Here is a 15,234-nt window from a genome sequence, read left to right as displayed (position 1 = left end):
GTGCGCGGCAGGCGTACGGCACTGCTGCGGACCCCGCGCGAGGCCAGGCCCAGGATCGACGCGACCGTACGACCGCGGCCGCCGATCGGCCCCTCCGTCATCATCGGGTCGGCCTCGGTGGAGGCGCGGCCGGGCACCAGGGGCGTACGGAACCTGGCGCACGCGAACGCCTCGTCGTTGCTGCCGTCGGCCTGTTCACCGAGCAGGGGTACGGCGCCACGACGGTCGCGCAGATCGCCGAGTGCGCAGGAGTCACCAAGAGCACCTTCTTCCGGCACTTCCCCGACAAACGCGAGCTGCTGGTGGCCGGACAGGAGACCGGTGACGCGCGGCGGGCCGGTTGAGCAGCGGGCAAGCCGGGCGCTGCTCAACCGGGACACGCGCCCGCCTTCGACACGCGAAGCGGTCAGTTGATGCAGAGGCCATTGCAGACGTACTGCCAGAACGCGCCGCACCCCCGGTACATCTGGCATCCGCCTTGTCCGTACTGGCAGTGCGTGGCGTTCGTGCAGAGGTCATCCTCGTCGGTGCAGGTGCAGGCGCCTGCTGCCTCGGCCCGGGCGGCGGAGTTCCTCCCGGCCGGACCGAGAGTGCCGAGCATCGCTGTCATGTCCGGGCGGTCGAACGCCTCGCGGGCGGCGCTGCTCAGCTCCTTGAGTTCGCGCGCGGCGGGAGATTCCCCGGTGGCCGAGAAGTGCGCGGGGACCGAGGCCCAGGCCACCGCGCGCTCGTGCACGGCGGACTGACGAAGCGACATCCGGGGGCTGCTGCTGCGGTAGCGCTTCAGGTGTTCGAGCCACAGACGGCTCCTGGACGCGTCGCTCAGCTCGCCGTAGATGGCGCGCCGGTACACCACCGGGTACCGCGTCAGTTCGTCGTAGGTCGTGGGCAGGTTGGCCTTGTTGCGCCGGGCCCACTCCAGGGCGGTGCGGCAGGAGTTCTCCGCGAACGCCGGTGTTTTGCCGAAGAGTACGATCCCGGCCGCGACCGCGGCGCCGGCGCCGAGGCGCAGGAACTGCGACCGTCCCACGGCCTGGCCGCCCGCGCCGTGCGGGGGCAGGGGGCGGGCGCTTTCCTCCCGCAGCTGTCCCAGCCCACGCAGTACCGCCGCGGTCGACCGCAGACCGAGCCGGCGCGTGAGCGGCAGGACCATCGCGGATCCGGTCCAGGTGCGGACCCGCTCTCCCGTCTGCTGGATGAGCATCGGCTTGCGCAGGGCGGCGGACGGTTGGCGCCATGCCCGGAGGTCGGCATGGTCCAGGGGAAGGATCTCCAGTTCCCGTCCGGCGGCACGCTGCACCGTGTCGGCGATCTGCCGGCAGGTGGCACACGTGGCGTCGAAGGCGAGGATCCAGCGCGTCTGTGGGCGAACAGCAGGCTGCTTCACGTTTTTCCTCCTGGTAGGCCGAACCGACCGGGCCGGCCCCGTGGCCTGTGTCCTGCGGCGGGGCAAGGTCGTCGCAGGTGCTGCCTCCGCGGGCCCGATCCGCATCCAGTCGAGCAGCCCACGACATTGACCGGTAGCGAGGCTCCGAAAAAAACCAAGGGGAAGTGTTGTCCGGTATCGGGGCCGGTCGGCGAACAATGGGAACGGCGAGGTGAGAGCGCTGCGTCCGACCACTGCAGGACTGTGCGGTCGCCGTGCGTACCGGGGCGAGGAGGCACGCGGAGGAGCACCGCATCCCGGGATCACGGAGTTCCGCCCCCGGGAGCCGAGTACCACACGGCCGGGTCGGCGAGTCCGCACTCCGGACCGGTCACTTCCCGCGGCCGGAGCACCCGGTGTGTCAATCAGTGCCGTCGGCGCGGAGGACCAGGTCGAGCAGCCCCGGGAAGCGCGCGTCGAACTCCTCGCGTCGCAGGCGGTTGACCCGCCTGGGTCCCTCGTCGCGCTGTTCGACCAGGCCGGCGCCGCGCAGTACCGAGAAGTGGTGGCTCTTGGCGGCCTTGCCGACGCGCACGTCGAAGCTGCCGCAGCTGCGGGTCCAGTCAGGAGAGCCCGCCAGCTCGCGGATCAGCTGGATGCGGACGGGGTCGGCCAGTGCAGACAGCGCGGTGAGGACGGACACGTCCTCGGGATGGGCGTGGACCGGCGCGGCACGATGGCTTCCGCCCTCGACCTGGTTCGACAAGTCCTCCTCCTCGCCGTGCGCACCTGCCGCGATGCCACGAATGCAAAGCGGGCGTTGCCTGGTGTTCGATGAATATCTTACAGTCACAGTGTTCGCTTTTCATTGAACACTCGTCCGGGCAGTCGTCGAAGGGTGCGTTCCCCTCATGCGTGCAGTCGAGTTCCAGGAGTACGGCGCCCCCGGGGTGCTGAAGATCGTGCAGACCGACATCCCCGAGCCGGGGCCGGGCCAGGTGACCATCGACGCCGCCTACGCGGGCGTGAACTTCGCCGACCTCAAGGCCCGCGCCGAGGGCTACCGCGTGGAGTCACTGCCCTTCCGCCCGGGCCTGGAGGTCTCCGGACGGATCCGGGCCGTCGGCTCGGGCGTCGGCGGGCTTCACACGGGGCAGGAGGTCGCCGCGCTCGTCAGCAGCGGCGCCTACGCGGAGGTCGTCGTCGCCGAGGGCGCCACCGTGTTCCCCCTCCCCCAGGGCGTGGACCTGCGGACCGGGGCCACGCTCCCCACCGTCGTGCCGACCGCCCACGCCCTCCTCCACGAGGTGGGACGACTGCGGGCCGGGGAGAGCGTTCTGGTGCACGGCGCCGCTGGGGGCATCGGCACGGTCGCCGGACAACTGGCCCGGGCGGCGGGCGCCGGCGCCGTGTACGGCGTGGTCTCGTCCGCGGCCAAGGCCGACCACGCCCTCGAGCACGGCTACGACGAGGTGTTCACCAACGACACCTTCCTCGACGCCGTCCGCCGTGCCACCGGGGGCAGGGGCGTCGACCTGGTCCTCGACCCGGTCGGCGGCGGCACTCTCCGCCGCGGCCTGGACGCCCTCGCCGTCTTCGGACGCCTGGTCTCCTTCGGCAACGCCGGCGGAGAGGAGCCGTGGCAGGTCGGGCAGCCCGAGCTCTACGGGCAGGGTCGTTCGGTCGGGGGCTTCTCCATCCTGGCCCTGGCGCAGACGGCGCCCGAGGCGCTGCGGGCACTCGCCGAGCGGTCCTTCCGTACCGTCGTCGACGGCACCGTGAGCCTTCCGGTCACCGCGGAGTTTCCGCTGGCGGAGGCGGCCGCGGCCCACCGGCTCATGGGCGGGCGCAGGTCGACGGGCAAGCTGCTGCTGCGGGTGGCCGACTGAGAGGCCTCCGCGGCACCTGCCCCGATTGCACCGGCTGCGAGACTTGGCGCGCCACGGCTGCGCAACGTCTCCTCCGCAGTACGTCCGGGCGGCCGGTCTGCTCCTGCGCCGGGGCTGTACCCGCAGAAAACCGGGGCCGGGAAGCACGGCGGGCAAGCCCTGGTACCGGGTGTCAGCGTGAGCCGCTTCTACGGAGGACCTGGTCGACGCCGACCGCGACGATGACGAGCGTCCCGGTCGCGACATCCTGGTAGAGACTGTCGATGCCCGCCTGGGTCAGACCGGAGCGGAGCACGTTGACGATGAGGGCTCCGATGAGTGTGCCGATGATGCTGCCCCGGCCACCGAACAGGCTGGTGCCGCCGAGCACGACGGCGGTGATGCTCTCGAGGTTGGCCGTCTGGTAGGCGTTCGGATCGGCGTTGGCGATGCGGCCGAGGGCCTGCCAGGCGGCGATTCCGTAGAGGAACCCCGCGGTGACGTAGACCGAGAGGACGGTGCGCCACACGCTGATGCCGGTCAGGCGGGCGGACTCGGGTGCGTTGCCGACGGCGTAGATGTGACGGCCCCATGCGGTGTCGGCGAGGACGTAGCGGAATAACACGTAGAGGCCGATGAGCAGGAACGTCCCCCAGGTGAGGAGCACCGCCCCGAGCTGGATGCCGTACCCCCAGAACAGGAGCAGATCGGACGTCACCGGATAGCTGCGTGAATGGGAGTAGAGCCTGCTCACCGCGAAAACGACGGTCAGGGCACCCAGTGTCACGATGAAGGGGGGCAGACCCAGCCGGGCGACGAGCAGGCCGTTCACCAGACCCAGGAATGTCGCCACGGCCAGACCGAGAAGCAGGGCCCCGGCGGGGTTGCCGCCCTCGAAGGCGAGTTTGGCCATGATGATCGTGCCGAGGACCGCGATGGCGCCGTTCGAGAGGTCGATGCCGGCGGTGAGGATGATCAGGGACTGGCCCAGAGCCAGCGTGCCGATCACGATGGACTGCTGGAGCACCAGCGAGAGATTCTGCGGCGTAAGAAAGGTCGTCGTGGTGATCGAGAAGACCACTACGGCGATGAGCAGAGCGGTGAGCGGTCCGAGGGCCGGTGTACGCAGGGTGTACCGGAGTGTCTCCCGGAGCCGGGCGTGCGGTTCACTGCCGTCCGGGGGGCTGGTGACAGGTGTTCTCATCGGCCGTCCTGATCCCTTCGACCGCTCGGCGTCGGTACGTCATCCCCAGCAATGCCTCAGCCCCCAGTCCGTATTCTGGGACGCCAGTCCGTCCACCGGTTTGTCGGTGATGAGAACGGTGCCCGTGTCAGTGAACCGGTGCGGCTTCTTCCCGGTCCTGGCGTACTCGACGATCGAGTCGACACCGCGCCTGGCCATCGTGACCGGGAACTGCATGACCGTGGCCGCGTATTTGCCGGACCGGACGTCGCGGACGCCGTCGCACCCGCCGTCGATGGAGCCGATGGTCACCTTGCGGGTGAGGCCTCGGGCCGCGATGGCCGCCGAGGCGCCACCCGCCACGGGCTCGTTGATCGTGTAAATCGTGTTGATGTCACTGGTGCGTTCCAGAAGGTTCTCCGTCGCGGTCTGTGCCGGGTTGCGTTCTCCGTTCGTGTTCGCCTGTCCACGGATCGCCGGGGAGTCGTTCGTGATGCCGAAGCCTTTGAGGAATCCGTCGTGGCGCTGCTGGCTGACGGTGGAGTCGTCCGTTCCGTCGAGCATGAACACCTTGGGCGGCCGGTGGGCGAGAGCGGCCCTGAGATAGGCGCCCTGCAGGCGTCCCGCCTTGACGTTGTCCGTGGCGTAGGTGGCGTCCGTGGCGCTCGGCGGCTCGGTCGTGGAGTCCAGCGCGATCACCACGATGCCCTGCCGACGGGCCTCGGCGATGGTGCTCAGGAGCCCTGTACCGTTCGACGGGGTGATGAGGATGCCCTTCACACCGCGGGACATAAGGCTTTCCATCGCGGCGACCTGGCCCTCGTTGTCCCCGTCGAACCGGCCGGCCAGGGCGATGAGGTCGGCGCCGTTCTTCTTCGCCGCCGCCGTGGCGGCCTTGCGCAGGGTCACGAAGTACGGATTCGTCTCGGTCTTGGTCACCAGCCCGATCGTGACCTTCCGCGACCCGGCGCCGCCGCCATGGTCCTGCCCCCCGCCGCATCCGGCGGCGCCGAGGAGCAGACCGCCCGCCATGAGGAGCGCCGCGCCCCGTCGGAGACGCCGCTGCGGCGCGCGCTGTCGGCTCGAACGGTCGTATGTCATGATCACGCCTCCTCCGGCCGGTCCGACGCCCCGCGAGCCTTACCCCTGCGTCACGTGTCGAGATTATTCCGAAAGGCCCTGAAAGGGGGCTTTGACCTACCGTTGACTACGGATCGGATTTCCGCTCGGTTTTCCGCCGAGGTCTCGCGCTCTCAGCGCCGCCACACCGAGAAGGGAGAGGTACGCGTGACCGGTTCGCCACTGCTCGCGCTGCGTGGCATCTCCAAGCGGTTCGGCGCCGTGCAGGCACTGAACGACGTCGAGCTGGAAGTCCACCCGGGCGAGGTCGTCGCTCTTCTGGGCGACAACGGCGCCGGCAAGTCCACTCTCGTCAAGGTCATCGCGGGCGTCACACCCGCCGACACCGGCGTGATCGAGTGGGAGGGCCGGGCGGTGCAGATCAGGACCCCTCAGGCTGCCCGGCACCTCGGTATCGCGACCGTGTACCAGAGCCTGGCGCTGTGTGACGGCCTCGATGTGGCCGAAAACCTCTTCCTCGGCCGGGAGCGAAGACGCCCCGGTGTCCTCGGCCGCCTCTTCCGGCAGATCGACAAGAACAGCATGCGGGAGGAGGCACGCCGGCAACTGGACGCACTGGGCATTCGCGTCCCCAACGTGCGCGCCTCCGTCGCCACGCTGTCGGCGGGCCAGCGGCAGACGGTCGCGATCTCCCGCGCGCTCCTGGGCAGACCGAAGGCCGTCCTGCTCGACGAGCCCACCGCTGCACTCGGCATCCAGCAGGCCGGCCATGTCCTCGACCTGATCGACGAGCTCCGCGAACAGGGAATCGGGGTCATCCTCATCAGCCACAACATGGGAGACGTCAAGGCCGTGGCCGACCGGGCGTCGGTGCTGCGGCTCGGTTGCAACAACGGCTTCTTCCATGTGCCCACCACACCCCAGGACCGGATCATCTCCTCCATCACGGGCGCCTCGGGCAGCCCCTGACCCGCGGGACCCGACCGGCGGGACTCCGCACGTCGCCCGGGGCGCGGGTGTACGGACCGCGGGGTGACCCGGAAAGGTCAGGAGCATGTCAGGGTGCTAGCTTCCCTTCCCGTGGTGGAGCACCAGGACGAGACCAGGGCGGCCTACGACGGGGTCGTCGAGCTTTACGCGTCATTGTTCGCCAATCGGCTGGAGACGCATCCGTTCTCACGGAACATGATCAGCACCTTCGCCGAGCTGGTGCGCGGGACGGGGATCCTGCGCGCGGCCGACGTCGGGTGCGGGCCTGGGCATCTGACGGCCATGCTGCACGATCTGGGGCTGGACGCCTTCGGGCTCGACCTCTCCCCCGCCATGGTCGACCACGCCCGGAGGGCCCATCCGACGCTGCGGTTCGACGAGGCGCGGATGGAGGCCCTGCCGGTCGAGGACGGTGCGCTCGGTGGCGTTCTGGCCCACTACTCGATGATCCACACCCCGCCCGAGGAACTGCCCGCGCTGCTCGCCGAGCAGGTACGTGTCCTGGCTCCGGGGGGCCTGCTCCTGGTCTCGTTCTTCGCGACCGACGGGCCGGATCCGGTCCGCTTCGACCACAAGGTGACACCCGCCTACAGCTGGCCGGCGGACCGGTTCGCCGAGTTGCTGGCCGGGGCCGGGCTCGACACGTTCGCCCGGCTGCTCCACGACCCGGCGTCCGAGCGTGGCTTCCTCGACGCCCACTTGCTGGCCCGCCTCCACTAGAGCGTTCCGGAACGCCTCCAACCGGCCGCCGTGCGAGCGGAACAGATCACGCGTCACCCAAGGCGCCGACGGTTTCCGCGAGGGCATCCTTGTCCCAGGGCGTGCGGCGCGCCCACGGCTGGGAGGAATGAAGGCCATGGGACTCCTCGACGGAAAGACCGCGCTGATCACCGGTGCGGGCACGGGCATCGGCCGGGAGACGGCGCTGCTGCTCGCCGAGGCGGGTGCGACAGTGGTCCTCGTCGGACGCCGGCCGCACGTCCTCGAGGAGGTGGCCACGGTCGTCGAGGAGGCCGGTGGCACGGCCTTCACCCGCCCCACGCACGTCGAGGACGCCGGGGAGGTCCGGGAACTCGTCGCGTGGACGAGGGAGGTGGCGGGCCCCGTCGACATCCTGGTCAACAACGCGGGCGGCGCGAGCAGGGTGCTGGACGTCCGCTGGCTCAGCGAGGCCGAGTGGAACGCCGTCATGGGCGTCAACCTCAACGCGGTGTACCTGCTCACCCAGGCCGTCCTCCCGGACATGCTGGCGCGCGGCGGCGGCACGGTCATCACCGTTTCCTCGCTGGCCGCGATGCGGCCCACCCTGCTCGGCGGAGCACCGTACGGTGCGGCGAAGGCGGGAGTGCGCAACTTCATGACCTATCTGCGCAACACCTTCCGCAACGATCTGCTCCGCGCCACCTGCATCCTGCCCGGTGAGGTGAACACGCCGATCCTGGATGACCGTCCCGTCCCGCCGGAAGAGGAAGCGCGGGCCTCCATGGTGCAGCCGCAGGACGTGGCCCAAGCCGTCCTGCTGTGCGCCACTCTCCCGCAGCGGACGGTCGTCGAGGAGCTGGTGATCGCACCGACCCTGGTGCGGGACACGTCCGCCGACGTGGAGGCGAGCCGCTGGATCGGGGCCCCGGACGACGCCCGGGAAGAATGACGGTCCGTAGTGACGACCCGGGGCGTCCCGACGACCCGGCCGGGATACGGCCCTCAGGTTCGTCGCCCTGACAAGGTCCCTGTCTCTCCTGGCCGCCGGGTCACCATCGTCCGTTCGAGTCGCCTGCGCGCCGCGCCGTCTGCCGTCCTCCGCCGAACGCCCGATGGGCTGGATCGCGGCCGGTCCCCTCGGCCGGCGCGGGCTCGTCCCGTGCCGGCCGAGGGGGTTCCGGTGAAGGTCAGGAGGTCGGGGCGACGAGCATGTGCTCGGTGCCCAGCCGGTTGGCGAGCGTGTCCGTGTACATGGTGGTCTCACCGTCGGACCAGCGGATGACGAGATCGTCGGTGAGTCCGTTCCCGGTGTAGTCGCCGGTCGTCATCGCCGCGTCGTGGGTCCAGAGTTCGTTGGGGTCCAGGATGCGCTGCTCGGTACCGAGGCCCGACGTGGTGGTACCGACGTAGTTGTCGAGCTCGCCGTCGGTCCAGCGCACCATCAGGTCCCACTTCTGGTTGCCGGAGAACTCACCGCTGGTGAGGAGTGTGGCGTCCCTCCACGTGTCGTTGGGGGACTTGAGCTTGTGCTCCTGGCCGAAGGTGCCAGCACTGACGTTGGTGTAGAGGGACAGTTCGCCGTCGGTCCAGCGCACGATCAGGTCGGTGACGTACTGCGAGGCGTTGAAACGGCCCGCCGCGATCTGGACCGCGTCCTTCCAGAGGTCGTTGGGTTTGATCATCTGGGTGCCTTCCCAGTTCAGCCCCTTGGAGCCCACGTCGCCGTAGAGCGTGACCTCACCGTCCGACCAGCGCACCAGCAGGTCGAACTGCTCGGAGCCGGTGAAGTCGCCGGCGGTGATGGTCGCCGCGTGGGTCCAGGTGGTGTTGGGGGCCAGCAGCTGCCGTTCACTGCCGTAGCCGCCGTTGCCGTTGCCGGGGTAGAGGGTGACCTCTCCGTCGGTCCAGACGACGATCATGTCGCTGTGCCCGGTCTGCCGGAAGTCGCCCGACGCCAGCAGCTTGGCGTGCTGCCAAGTGGGTGCCGAGCCGGGCAGCCAGGGGCTGTCCGTGGCCGGCTGGTACGGCGGCTTGCTGCCCACAGACCGGTGCGCGGCGGCGTCGTTGAACAGGTCCTGGGCGTCCTTGCCGTAAATCGGCGCGTACGTCACCCAGTCGTCGTTGGCGTCATTGCCTCCGCCGTTGTATCCGCCCGTGTTCCCGATGACCTTGCCGGTGCCGGTGGTGCGATCGTAGTCCTCGATCCACGGGCCGCCGGAGACGCCGCCGTAGAAGCCTTTGCAGGTCATGCGCATCTGCCGGAAGCCGGGGAGCCGGGACGTGGTCACGGGGCAGCGAATCGGCTCGTGCTTGGGGTTGACGTCGGCGCTGCTGGGATAGCCGATGACGGTGACCTTGTGGGTGTAACTCGAGGTGGGGGTGAACGTCAGCGCTCCCGTGACGTCCTCGACCTCGCCCCGGCTGTTGGAGCCGACCCATGCGAAGGCCAGATCCAGGTCCGAGGTGGGCGCTTTGGTGTTCGCCGCGTAGCGCGGATCGATGTACATCTGGGTGACCGGAAAGACGCCGTGCGGCTGTTCGGTGGCGGACTTGCCACTGCGGTACTGCGGAACGAAGATGCGGTGCTTGGCTGCGTCCAGGCCACGGCCGCAGTGCCCGGCGGTCAGGACGATGTCCTTGGCGGCCGTGTGCACGACGCTGCCCGTGCAGTACGAGCTCTTGCCCCCCAAGGGGGTGCCGTCGAAGAAGAACGTGCCGACCATCGGGTGGCCGTCGAAGCTCTCGGGGTCCGGTGTGCCCGACGGCGGCGGACGGTGCGCGGCGGCCGCGCCCCGCAGTGCTGCGGGAGCCGGGACCGCGGCGGCGTCCACCGGAACGGCGTCGTCCATGCGGTCGGCGGTCCAGTACTTCTCCTCCTCACCGAGGCTCGGTCCTTGCGACGAGGTCGGTGACGCGGTCGGTGCGGATGGCTCCGTGGTCGTGGCCGACGCCGGCGATACGGGCGAGGCGGTCGGCTCGGCCGTTCCCGCGACCGGCGACGACACCGGGGATGCCGGTGTCTCCGACGGCGGTTCGGACCGCGCGGTGGGAGGAGTCGGTGCGGCGGCGGCCGACGGGAGGGAAGTGCCGGTCGCAGCAGTTGCAGGGCCGGTGCCGAGTATGCCCGCGGACAGGGCGAGCGCGAGGGCCGGAACCCATATGTGTCTGGAACGCAATGGGATGTCTTTCCGTCTTGGTGAGGGCCGAAGTCGAACGGCACCGAAGTTCTCGGAGCCACGCCCAAGTTCGGCATGAAGGTCGGTAGCGTACTACCGAGTAATTCATGACATGAAGTGAAATAGACAGATAGGCAGGCGAAGTGATGGACCGACTCCGCATGGCTGCGAGGGCGGCGGCTCTGCCACTCCTGCTGCCTCTCCTGGCAGCCGGGCCGGCATCAGCCTCGTCGTCGGCGCCACCGCTGGCGCTCCACAGCGTGCGGTCGGTCCACCCGGGCGACACGCTCACGGTCACGGCCAAGAGCGGACAGGCGGCGTACGGCGACACCGTCAACTCGCCGGCGTTCCTTGCTGCCGCGCGGCTGCGCATGATGGCGCCCCTGCTGACGGCCACCGTCACCGTCGCCTGTGACGCCCGGCCCGGCACGTACCCGGTCACGCGGAGCGGGGCCGGCCTCGAGGGCCCGGCCGGTCATCCGGCCCCATGGGCGCGGTTGCGCGTCGAACCGGCCGACGAGGCAGCGCGCCGCGCCTGCCGGGACAAGGTGAGGAAGATGCCCCCACCGAACCGGGAGGAACGCTGGCCGGCCAACGACACCTGGCCCCAGTCGCCTTGGGACGTGCGGACGTTCAAGGCCGGCAGTCGCATCACGATCACCGACAACGACGACGAGGGCAAGGACGGGTACGTCACTCTCACTTCGGGCGCGTTCACCGACCGGCCCACTCTGCGCGGCGCACGGGCTGTCCTGACCGCCACAACGACCCTCAAGTGCGATGCCCGACCGGGCCGTTACATCGTCTACCGGCATGACGTGGACCAGACCGGCCCGGACAAACCGTGGGCCCGGCTGCGCATCGCCCCCGGCACACGGGCGGGCGCCTGTTCCCCACGTGCGGCGCACTCCGCCGGGGCCTCCCGCTCCGTGGTGGCCTGGACAGGGGGCGGCGTGCTTCTCGCGGCAGCAGCAGGTGCGGCACTCGTCCTACGGACCCGGTCCCGCCGTCCGAAGTCCGTATGAACGCCGCGCGGCGACGAGCGGGACATCCTGATCGTGCGCAGCGGACACGTCGCCGCCGGGCTCCACGGCGGGTGATCAGGAGGCTCGACGAACGGGCACGACGAGCAACCCGAAGAGCGTTCCCGGTCGGCGCACTAGCGCGGCCACAGTTCGTCGCTCGAGCAGACCCGGGCGCTCATGTTGCGCTCCATCATGGACAGCGCCGCGTTCGCCAGATCTCGGTGGATGTGCGCCACCGCGTCACGCGGGACCGTCACGTCGAGGTGGCGGATGTGTGCGTCCAGCGCCGAGTAGAGCACACACTGCTCGGTGACCTGGCCGCACAGGACGAGATGGTCGATGCCCTGCTGGGAGAGGAGGTAGCCGAGCGGCGTCTCGTAGAAGATCGAGTGGCGGGCCTTGACGATGAAGAGCGAGGATCCGTCGGGTCGCAGCGGTTCGACGAGAGAGGCGTGCGGTCCGGCGAGCGCCTTCTCCAGCAGTTCGCCGTGGTGCGAGCGCCATTCTCCGAAGTTGTCATTGACGTAGATGACCGGCGCGTCGCTCTCCCGGGCCCGCTCCAGCAGCGAGACGACCCGCGGGACCACCTCGGTCACCGAGGGCAGCAGCAGATCGACATCGGGGTGGTCGTATGTGTTGATCATGTCGATGACGATCAGTGCGGTCTTGTCCATGATCTCCGTAGAACCCTTCCCAACGCGGTCAGCCTATCGCGCACTGCCAGGGCAGGCATGTCCACCGGGGGTGTCCGCGCCCGCGTCGAGCGGGCACCCTCGCGGAAGAGGCCGCTTGGTGGAAGCCGGGCTCGACGCGCCCGGTCCCGGCATCAGTGCGGCCCGTGGACCGGTACACCTCCACGGCGCCGCCGCCCTCCGCTCGGGCCTCAGACGGCATCCGGCTCCCGGGCTCGAGAAGCGGCGTCGTCCAGCATCCTGCGGGTGAGCGCGGCCCGATTCGAGACACCGAGCTTGCGGTAGACCTGTCTCAGATGGGTCTCCACGGTCCGCACGCTGAGGACCAGTGCGGCGGCGATGCCGGCGTTGGTCATGCCGGTGCTGGCGAGGGTGGCGATCTCACGTTCACGCGCGGTCAGCGAGGGCAGTACGCCGGTGGTACCGGTGTGATCGGCGAGCCGGGACCGCAGACGGCTCACGTCACCGATCAGGCGGGCGGAGCGGCACTGGTCGGCCAGTACCGCGGCACCGGCCAGCCAGTCGGCCACGTCCTGCGTTCGTCCCGCGTCCAGGGAGAGCGCGGCCGCCGCGAGGAGTGTGACGCAGGCTTCGATGCGTTCACCGCTGAGGGAGAAGTCGGAGAACGCTTCCACCGCCTTCTCCACCGCCGCCGCGGTCTCCCCACGCGCGGCGTGGGCTCGCATGCGAGCGCGCAGGGCGAAGCCCTTCCGGCCGGGAGAGGGGAGCTGTGCGACGCATCGCTCGGCGAGCTGGGCGTACTGCTCCACCGACGCCCGGGCACCCATGGCGAGTGACGCCTGCGCCAAGGTGTCGCACCAGCGGGGCTTGCGCCAGGCGGTGAGCCTGGACAAGTCGGTGCCGCCGCCGCTCTCCAGCAGGAGCCATCGGGCCCGCTCCGGATCGCCGGTGCGCAGGACGAACTCGGCGTGGAAGCACCGGACGGCGACCGCCCACGGGGTCGGTGTTCCGCCGGAGACAGCGAGGGCATGTGCGGCAGAGGCCTCCGCCCCTTGCCGATCGCCCGGACCGTCGCGCCAGAAGAGGATCTCGGCCCGGACCATGGCGGCCACGGCCTCCTCCGCGGGGCCGACGACCCGTTCACCACGGAGGGTGCTCTCGTCGAGGACGGCCAGTGCGCCGTCCAGGTTTCCCGAGCGCAGCCGGGCGTTGGCGAGCACCGCCAGAATTTGCGGCTCGATGTACGTCTGTCCGGTCCGCCTCGACAGGGTCGCCGCACGCGTCAGGTGCCGGTCCGCGTCCAGCAGCCTTCCCAGCATTCCTTCGGTCAGTCCCACCTGCACCGAGGCGTCCAGGTGGGTGAGCAAAAAGGTGTCGGAGGAGGAGTCGATGAGTCCGGCCGCGGTAGCCGCCCGCGCCTGTGCCGTGGCCACGTCACCCGTGAACAGGTACCCGAGCGCGGCCTGTGCCAGGGCACGCGCCTCACCGACGTGGTCCCGGTGCCGCTGGGCGATCGCCGCGGCCGTGTCGGCGTGCTCGCGGGAGGTCTCGTACTCCTGCAGGTCATAGGCGTGGTCGGACAGTTCGGTGTGCAGGGCGGCGGCGATCGCCGCGTCCTGGTCGGCCAGCACCGCGAGACCGGAACGTGCCAGGGCACCCGCCTCGCTGTATCTGCCGAGGCGTCGTTCGAGCCGGCTCGAGTCGACGAGCGCGGTCACCTCGTCGGGACGGCCGGGCATGGCCGACCGCAGGGCGTCGAGAAGCTGTCTGCCCTCTGAGGCGTCTCCGGTCAGCAGGCGGGCGCGAGCGAGGAGGACCTGCGCCTCGTGCCAGTGCTCCTGGCCCTCGCGGAGCAGCGGCAGCGCCGCTTTCAGATAGCCGGCCGCGGCGGCAGGCGAGCTGTACAGGACGCTGCGCGCCGCGGCGATCAGGATCGTCACATGCTCCGGACGGCTCGGATCGGCGGCACCGGCGACATGACGAACCCGCCTCGAGACAGGAGCGGCCTGCTCGGCCAGCGCGGCGTCGGCCCGGCGATGCAGGTCGGTGCGCCGACTGGGCTCGAGCCGTTGGTAGACGACCTCGCTCACCGCTCGGTGGCGCACCGCCAGATGCGGAGCGGGCTCGGCGGGCCGGACCAGGTCGAGGCGGGTGAGGGTGTCCAGTACGCGCATGGTGACGGCCGCGTCCTGCCCGGCGACCGCGGCCAGCAGTTCCGGGTGAAACGATTCGCCCAGAACGGCCGCGGCCTGCAGCAGAGCCAGGGTTTCGGTATCGAGACCAGCCAGCTCCCCCAGAACTGCCGTGACGGCCTCGGCACCGGTCCGGTCGTGAGCTCCCAGCACCTTCAGGTACTGCGGATTGCCCATGGTCTCCTGGTAGATCTCGGGCATGCCCGGATGGTCTCCAAGCAGCTCCGCGGCCTGCTCGCGGGTCAGCGGCCCCAGTTCCCAGACCTCCAGCAGACCACCGGACGCGGTCCGCGAGAGCATCTCCGCCGCCGCCGCGGACAGTTGACGCTGTCGACAGCCGATGAGGCACAGCACCTGACCGCCCGTGGTCGCCTGGAGCAGTTGCTCCATGTGCGGGAGCTGGTCGGCGGCCAGGAGATGGAAGTCCTCCACCACGGCCAGGAGGGGGCCGCCCCCGGCCGCACGGGCGGCGACGTCGCGAAGGTCCTGCGGGGACGGGGCGGCTGCGTGGGCGGGCGCGGTGACGGCCCGTCCACGAGCTGCGCATACCGGTATTCCGGCGGCTCGCGCCTCGGCCGCGACCGCCCCCATGAGGGCGCTCTTGCCGATGCCCGGGTCCCCGACCAACGCCACCGCCCGCCCCGCCCCCTCCTCCAGGCCGGCCAGGGCTGCCACCAGCTCCTGCAGTTCGGTCTCACGTCCGATCAAGGTACGTGCCCCGCTGGGCCCTCGGCGGGCGGAGGGCGGTATGGGCCCCCGCAAGTCATCGGTCATGAAACGGCAGGTTAATGGCTTCCTCCGGCAGCGGGCCATGGAGGGGCGGAGCGACACGCACCACCTACCTGGCGCGGTCGAGCGGCAACGCGCTCTGCCCGGGCGGGTCGCCGGGCACCGCGTCGCCCCGGGCCGCGCCGTCGACGTGTTGTCAATCCCCCAATTTTCGGGGGATTCACATGATTTCCCGGCCAGGGCATTGTCCAGGGTGTGCTCCGCATCTCG

At 70.3% G+C, this 15,234-nt stretch carries 12 protein-coding genes and 1 pseudogene; 6 read left to right on the top strand and 7 right to left on the bottom strand.

Features of this window, described 5'->3' with window-relative positions; all coding sequences use genetic code 11:
• Positions 1-191: 191 nt before the first annotated feature.
• Positions 192-320, top strand: a pseudogene (locus ACWC21_RS35060) (TetR/AcrR family transcriptional regulator); the annotation flags it as partial.
• Positions 321-406: 86 nt separating this feature from the next.
• On the opposite strand, the gene ACWC21_RS35055 reads toward ACWC21_RS35060, so the two are convergent.
• Together ACWC21_RS35055 and ACWC21_RS35050 are read right to left on the bottom strand one after the other, a co-directional pair.
• The gene (locus tag ACWC21_RS35055) at positions 407-1,387 is read right to left on the bottom strand and encodes a bacteriocin fulvocin C-related protein (protein WP_450887900.1); all 981 of its coding nucleotides are present in this window, start codon (positions 1,385-1,387) and stop codon (positions 407-409) included.
• Between the two features lie 400 nt (positions 1,388-1,787).
• Positions 1,788-2,132: an ArsR/SmtB family transcription factor gene (locus ACWC21_RS35050; protein ID WP_450887898.1), complete on the bottom strand. Its 345-nt coding sequence runs from the start codon at positions 2,130-2,132 to the stop codon at positions 1,788-1,790.
• Between the two features lie 145 nt (positions 2,133-2,277).
• On the opposite strand from ACWC21_RS35050, the gene ACWC21_RS35045 reads away from it, so the two are divergent.
• Complete coding sequence (locus tag ACWC21_RS35045; protein ID WP_450887896.1) at positions 2,278-3,255, top strand: quinone oxidoreductase family protein; 978 nt, start codon at positions 2,278-2,280, stop codon at positions 3,253-3,255.
• A 172-nt stretch (positions 3,256-3,427) separates the two neighbouring features.
• Here the strand turns inward: ACWC21_RS35045 and ACWC21_RS35040 are convergent, their stop codons facing one another.
• Both ACWC21_RS35040 and ACWC21_RS35035 read right to left on the bottom strand, forming a co-directional pair.
• Positions 3,428-4,438, bottom strand: coding sequence for an ABC transporter permease (locus ACWC21_RS35040; protein ID WP_450887894.1), 1,011 nt, complete (start codon positions 4,436-4,438; stop codon positions 3,428-3,430).
• Positions 4,439-4,477: 39 nt separating this feature from the next.
• A complete protein-coding gene (locus tag ACWC21_RS35035) occupies positions 4,478-5,518 on the bottom strand; it encodes a substrate-binding domain-containing protein (RefSeq protein ID WP_450887892.1) in 1,041 nt (346 codons plus the stop codon).
• Between the two features lie 186 nt (positions 5,519-5,704).
• Between ACWC21_RS35035 and ACWC21_RS35030 the strand changes: the two genes are divergently transcribed.
• The 3 genes from ACWC21_RS35030 (at position 5,705) to ACWC21_RS35020 (ending at position 8,138) form a co-directional block, all read left to right on the top strand.
• Positions 5,705-6,466, top strand: coding sequence for an ATP-binding cassette domain-containing protein (locus ACWC21_RS35030; protein WP_450887890.1), 762 nt, complete (start codon positions 5,705-5,707; stop codon positions 6,464-6,466).
• Between the two features lie 111 nt (positions 6,467-6,577).
• Positions 6,578-7,207 carry a methyltransferase domain-containing protein gene (locus tag ACWC21_RS35025; protein ID WP_450887888.1) on the top strand — a complete coding sequence of 210 codons (630 nt, stop codon included), beginning with the start codon at positions 6,578-6,580 and terminating at the stop codon, positions 7,205-7,207.
• A gap of 136 nt (positions 7,208-7,343) precedes the next feature.
• On the top strand, positions 7,344-8,138 hold the full coding sequence (locus ACWC21_RS35020) for an SDR family oxidoreductase (RefSeq protein ID WP_450887886.1): 795 nt from the start codon (positions 7,344-7,346) through the stop codon (positions 8,136-8,138).
• A gap of 238 nt (positions 8,139-8,376) precedes the next feature.
• On the opposite strand, the gene ACWC21_RS35015 is transcribed toward ACWC21_RS35020, so the two are convergent.
• Positions 8,377-10,038, bottom strand: a complete 1,662-nt coding sequence (locus ACWC21_RS35015; RefSeq protein WP_450887884.1) for a trypsin-like serine peptidase — start codon at positions 10,036-10,038, stop codon at positions 8,377-8,379.
• 587 nt (positions 10,039-10,625) lie between these two features.
• Between ACWC21_RS35015 and ACWC21_RS35010 the strand changes: the two genes are divergently transcribed.
• A complete protein-coding gene (locus ACWC21_RS35010) occupies positions 10,626-11,390 on the top strand; it encodes a hypothetical protein (RefSeq protein ID WP_450887882.1) in 765 nt (254 codons plus the stop codon).
• A gap of 134 nt (positions 11,391-11,524) precedes the next feature.
• On the opposite strand, the gene ACWC21_RS35005 is transcribed toward ACWC21_RS35010, so the two are convergent.
• Positions 11,525-12,064: an isochorismatase family cysteine hydrolase gene (locus ACWC21_RS35005; protein WP_450887880.1), complete on the bottom strand. Its 540-nt coding sequence runs from the start codon at positions 12,062-12,064 to the stop codon at positions 11,525-11,527.
• A gap of 209 nt (positions 12,065-12,273) precedes the next feature.
• Positions 12,274-14,943, bottom strand: a complete 2,670-nt coding sequence (locus tag ACWC21_RS35000; protein ID WP_450887879.1) for a LuxR C-terminal-related transcriptional regulator — start codon at positions 14,941-14,943, stop codon at positions 12,274-12,276.
• Positions 14,944-15,234 lie beyond the last annotated feature (291 nt).

This window comes from Streptomyces sp. NPDC001348 (genome assembly GCF_053597535.1).
This window is presented reverse-complemented; position numbering and strand designations above follow the sequence as displayed.

Coding starts and splice junctions, on each gene's coding strand:
- ACWC21_RS35020 (WP_450887886.1), top strand. CDS start 7,344: ATGGGACTCCTCGACGGAAAGACCGCGCTGATCACCGGTGCGGGCACG.
- ACWC21_RS35040 (WP_450887894.1), bottom strand. CDS start 4,438: ATGAGAACACCTGTCACCAGCCCCCCGGACGGCAGTGAACCGCACGCC.
- ACWC21_RS35015 (WP_450887884.1), bottom strand. CDS start 10,038: ATGGACGACGCCGTTCCGGTGGACGCCGCCGCGGTCCCGGCTCCCGCA.
- ACWC21_RS35045 (WP_450887896.1), top strand. CDS start 2,278: ATGCGTGCAGTCGAGTTCCAGGAGTACGGCGCCCCCGGGGTGCTGAAG.
- ACWC21_RS35005 (WP_450887880.1), bottom strand. CDS start 12,064: ATGGACAAGACCGCACTGATCGTCATCGACATGATCAACACATACGAC.
- ACWC21_RS35035 (WP_450887892.1), bottom strand. CDS start 5,518: ATGACATACGACCGTTCGAGCCGACAGCGCGCGCCGCAGCGGCGTCTC.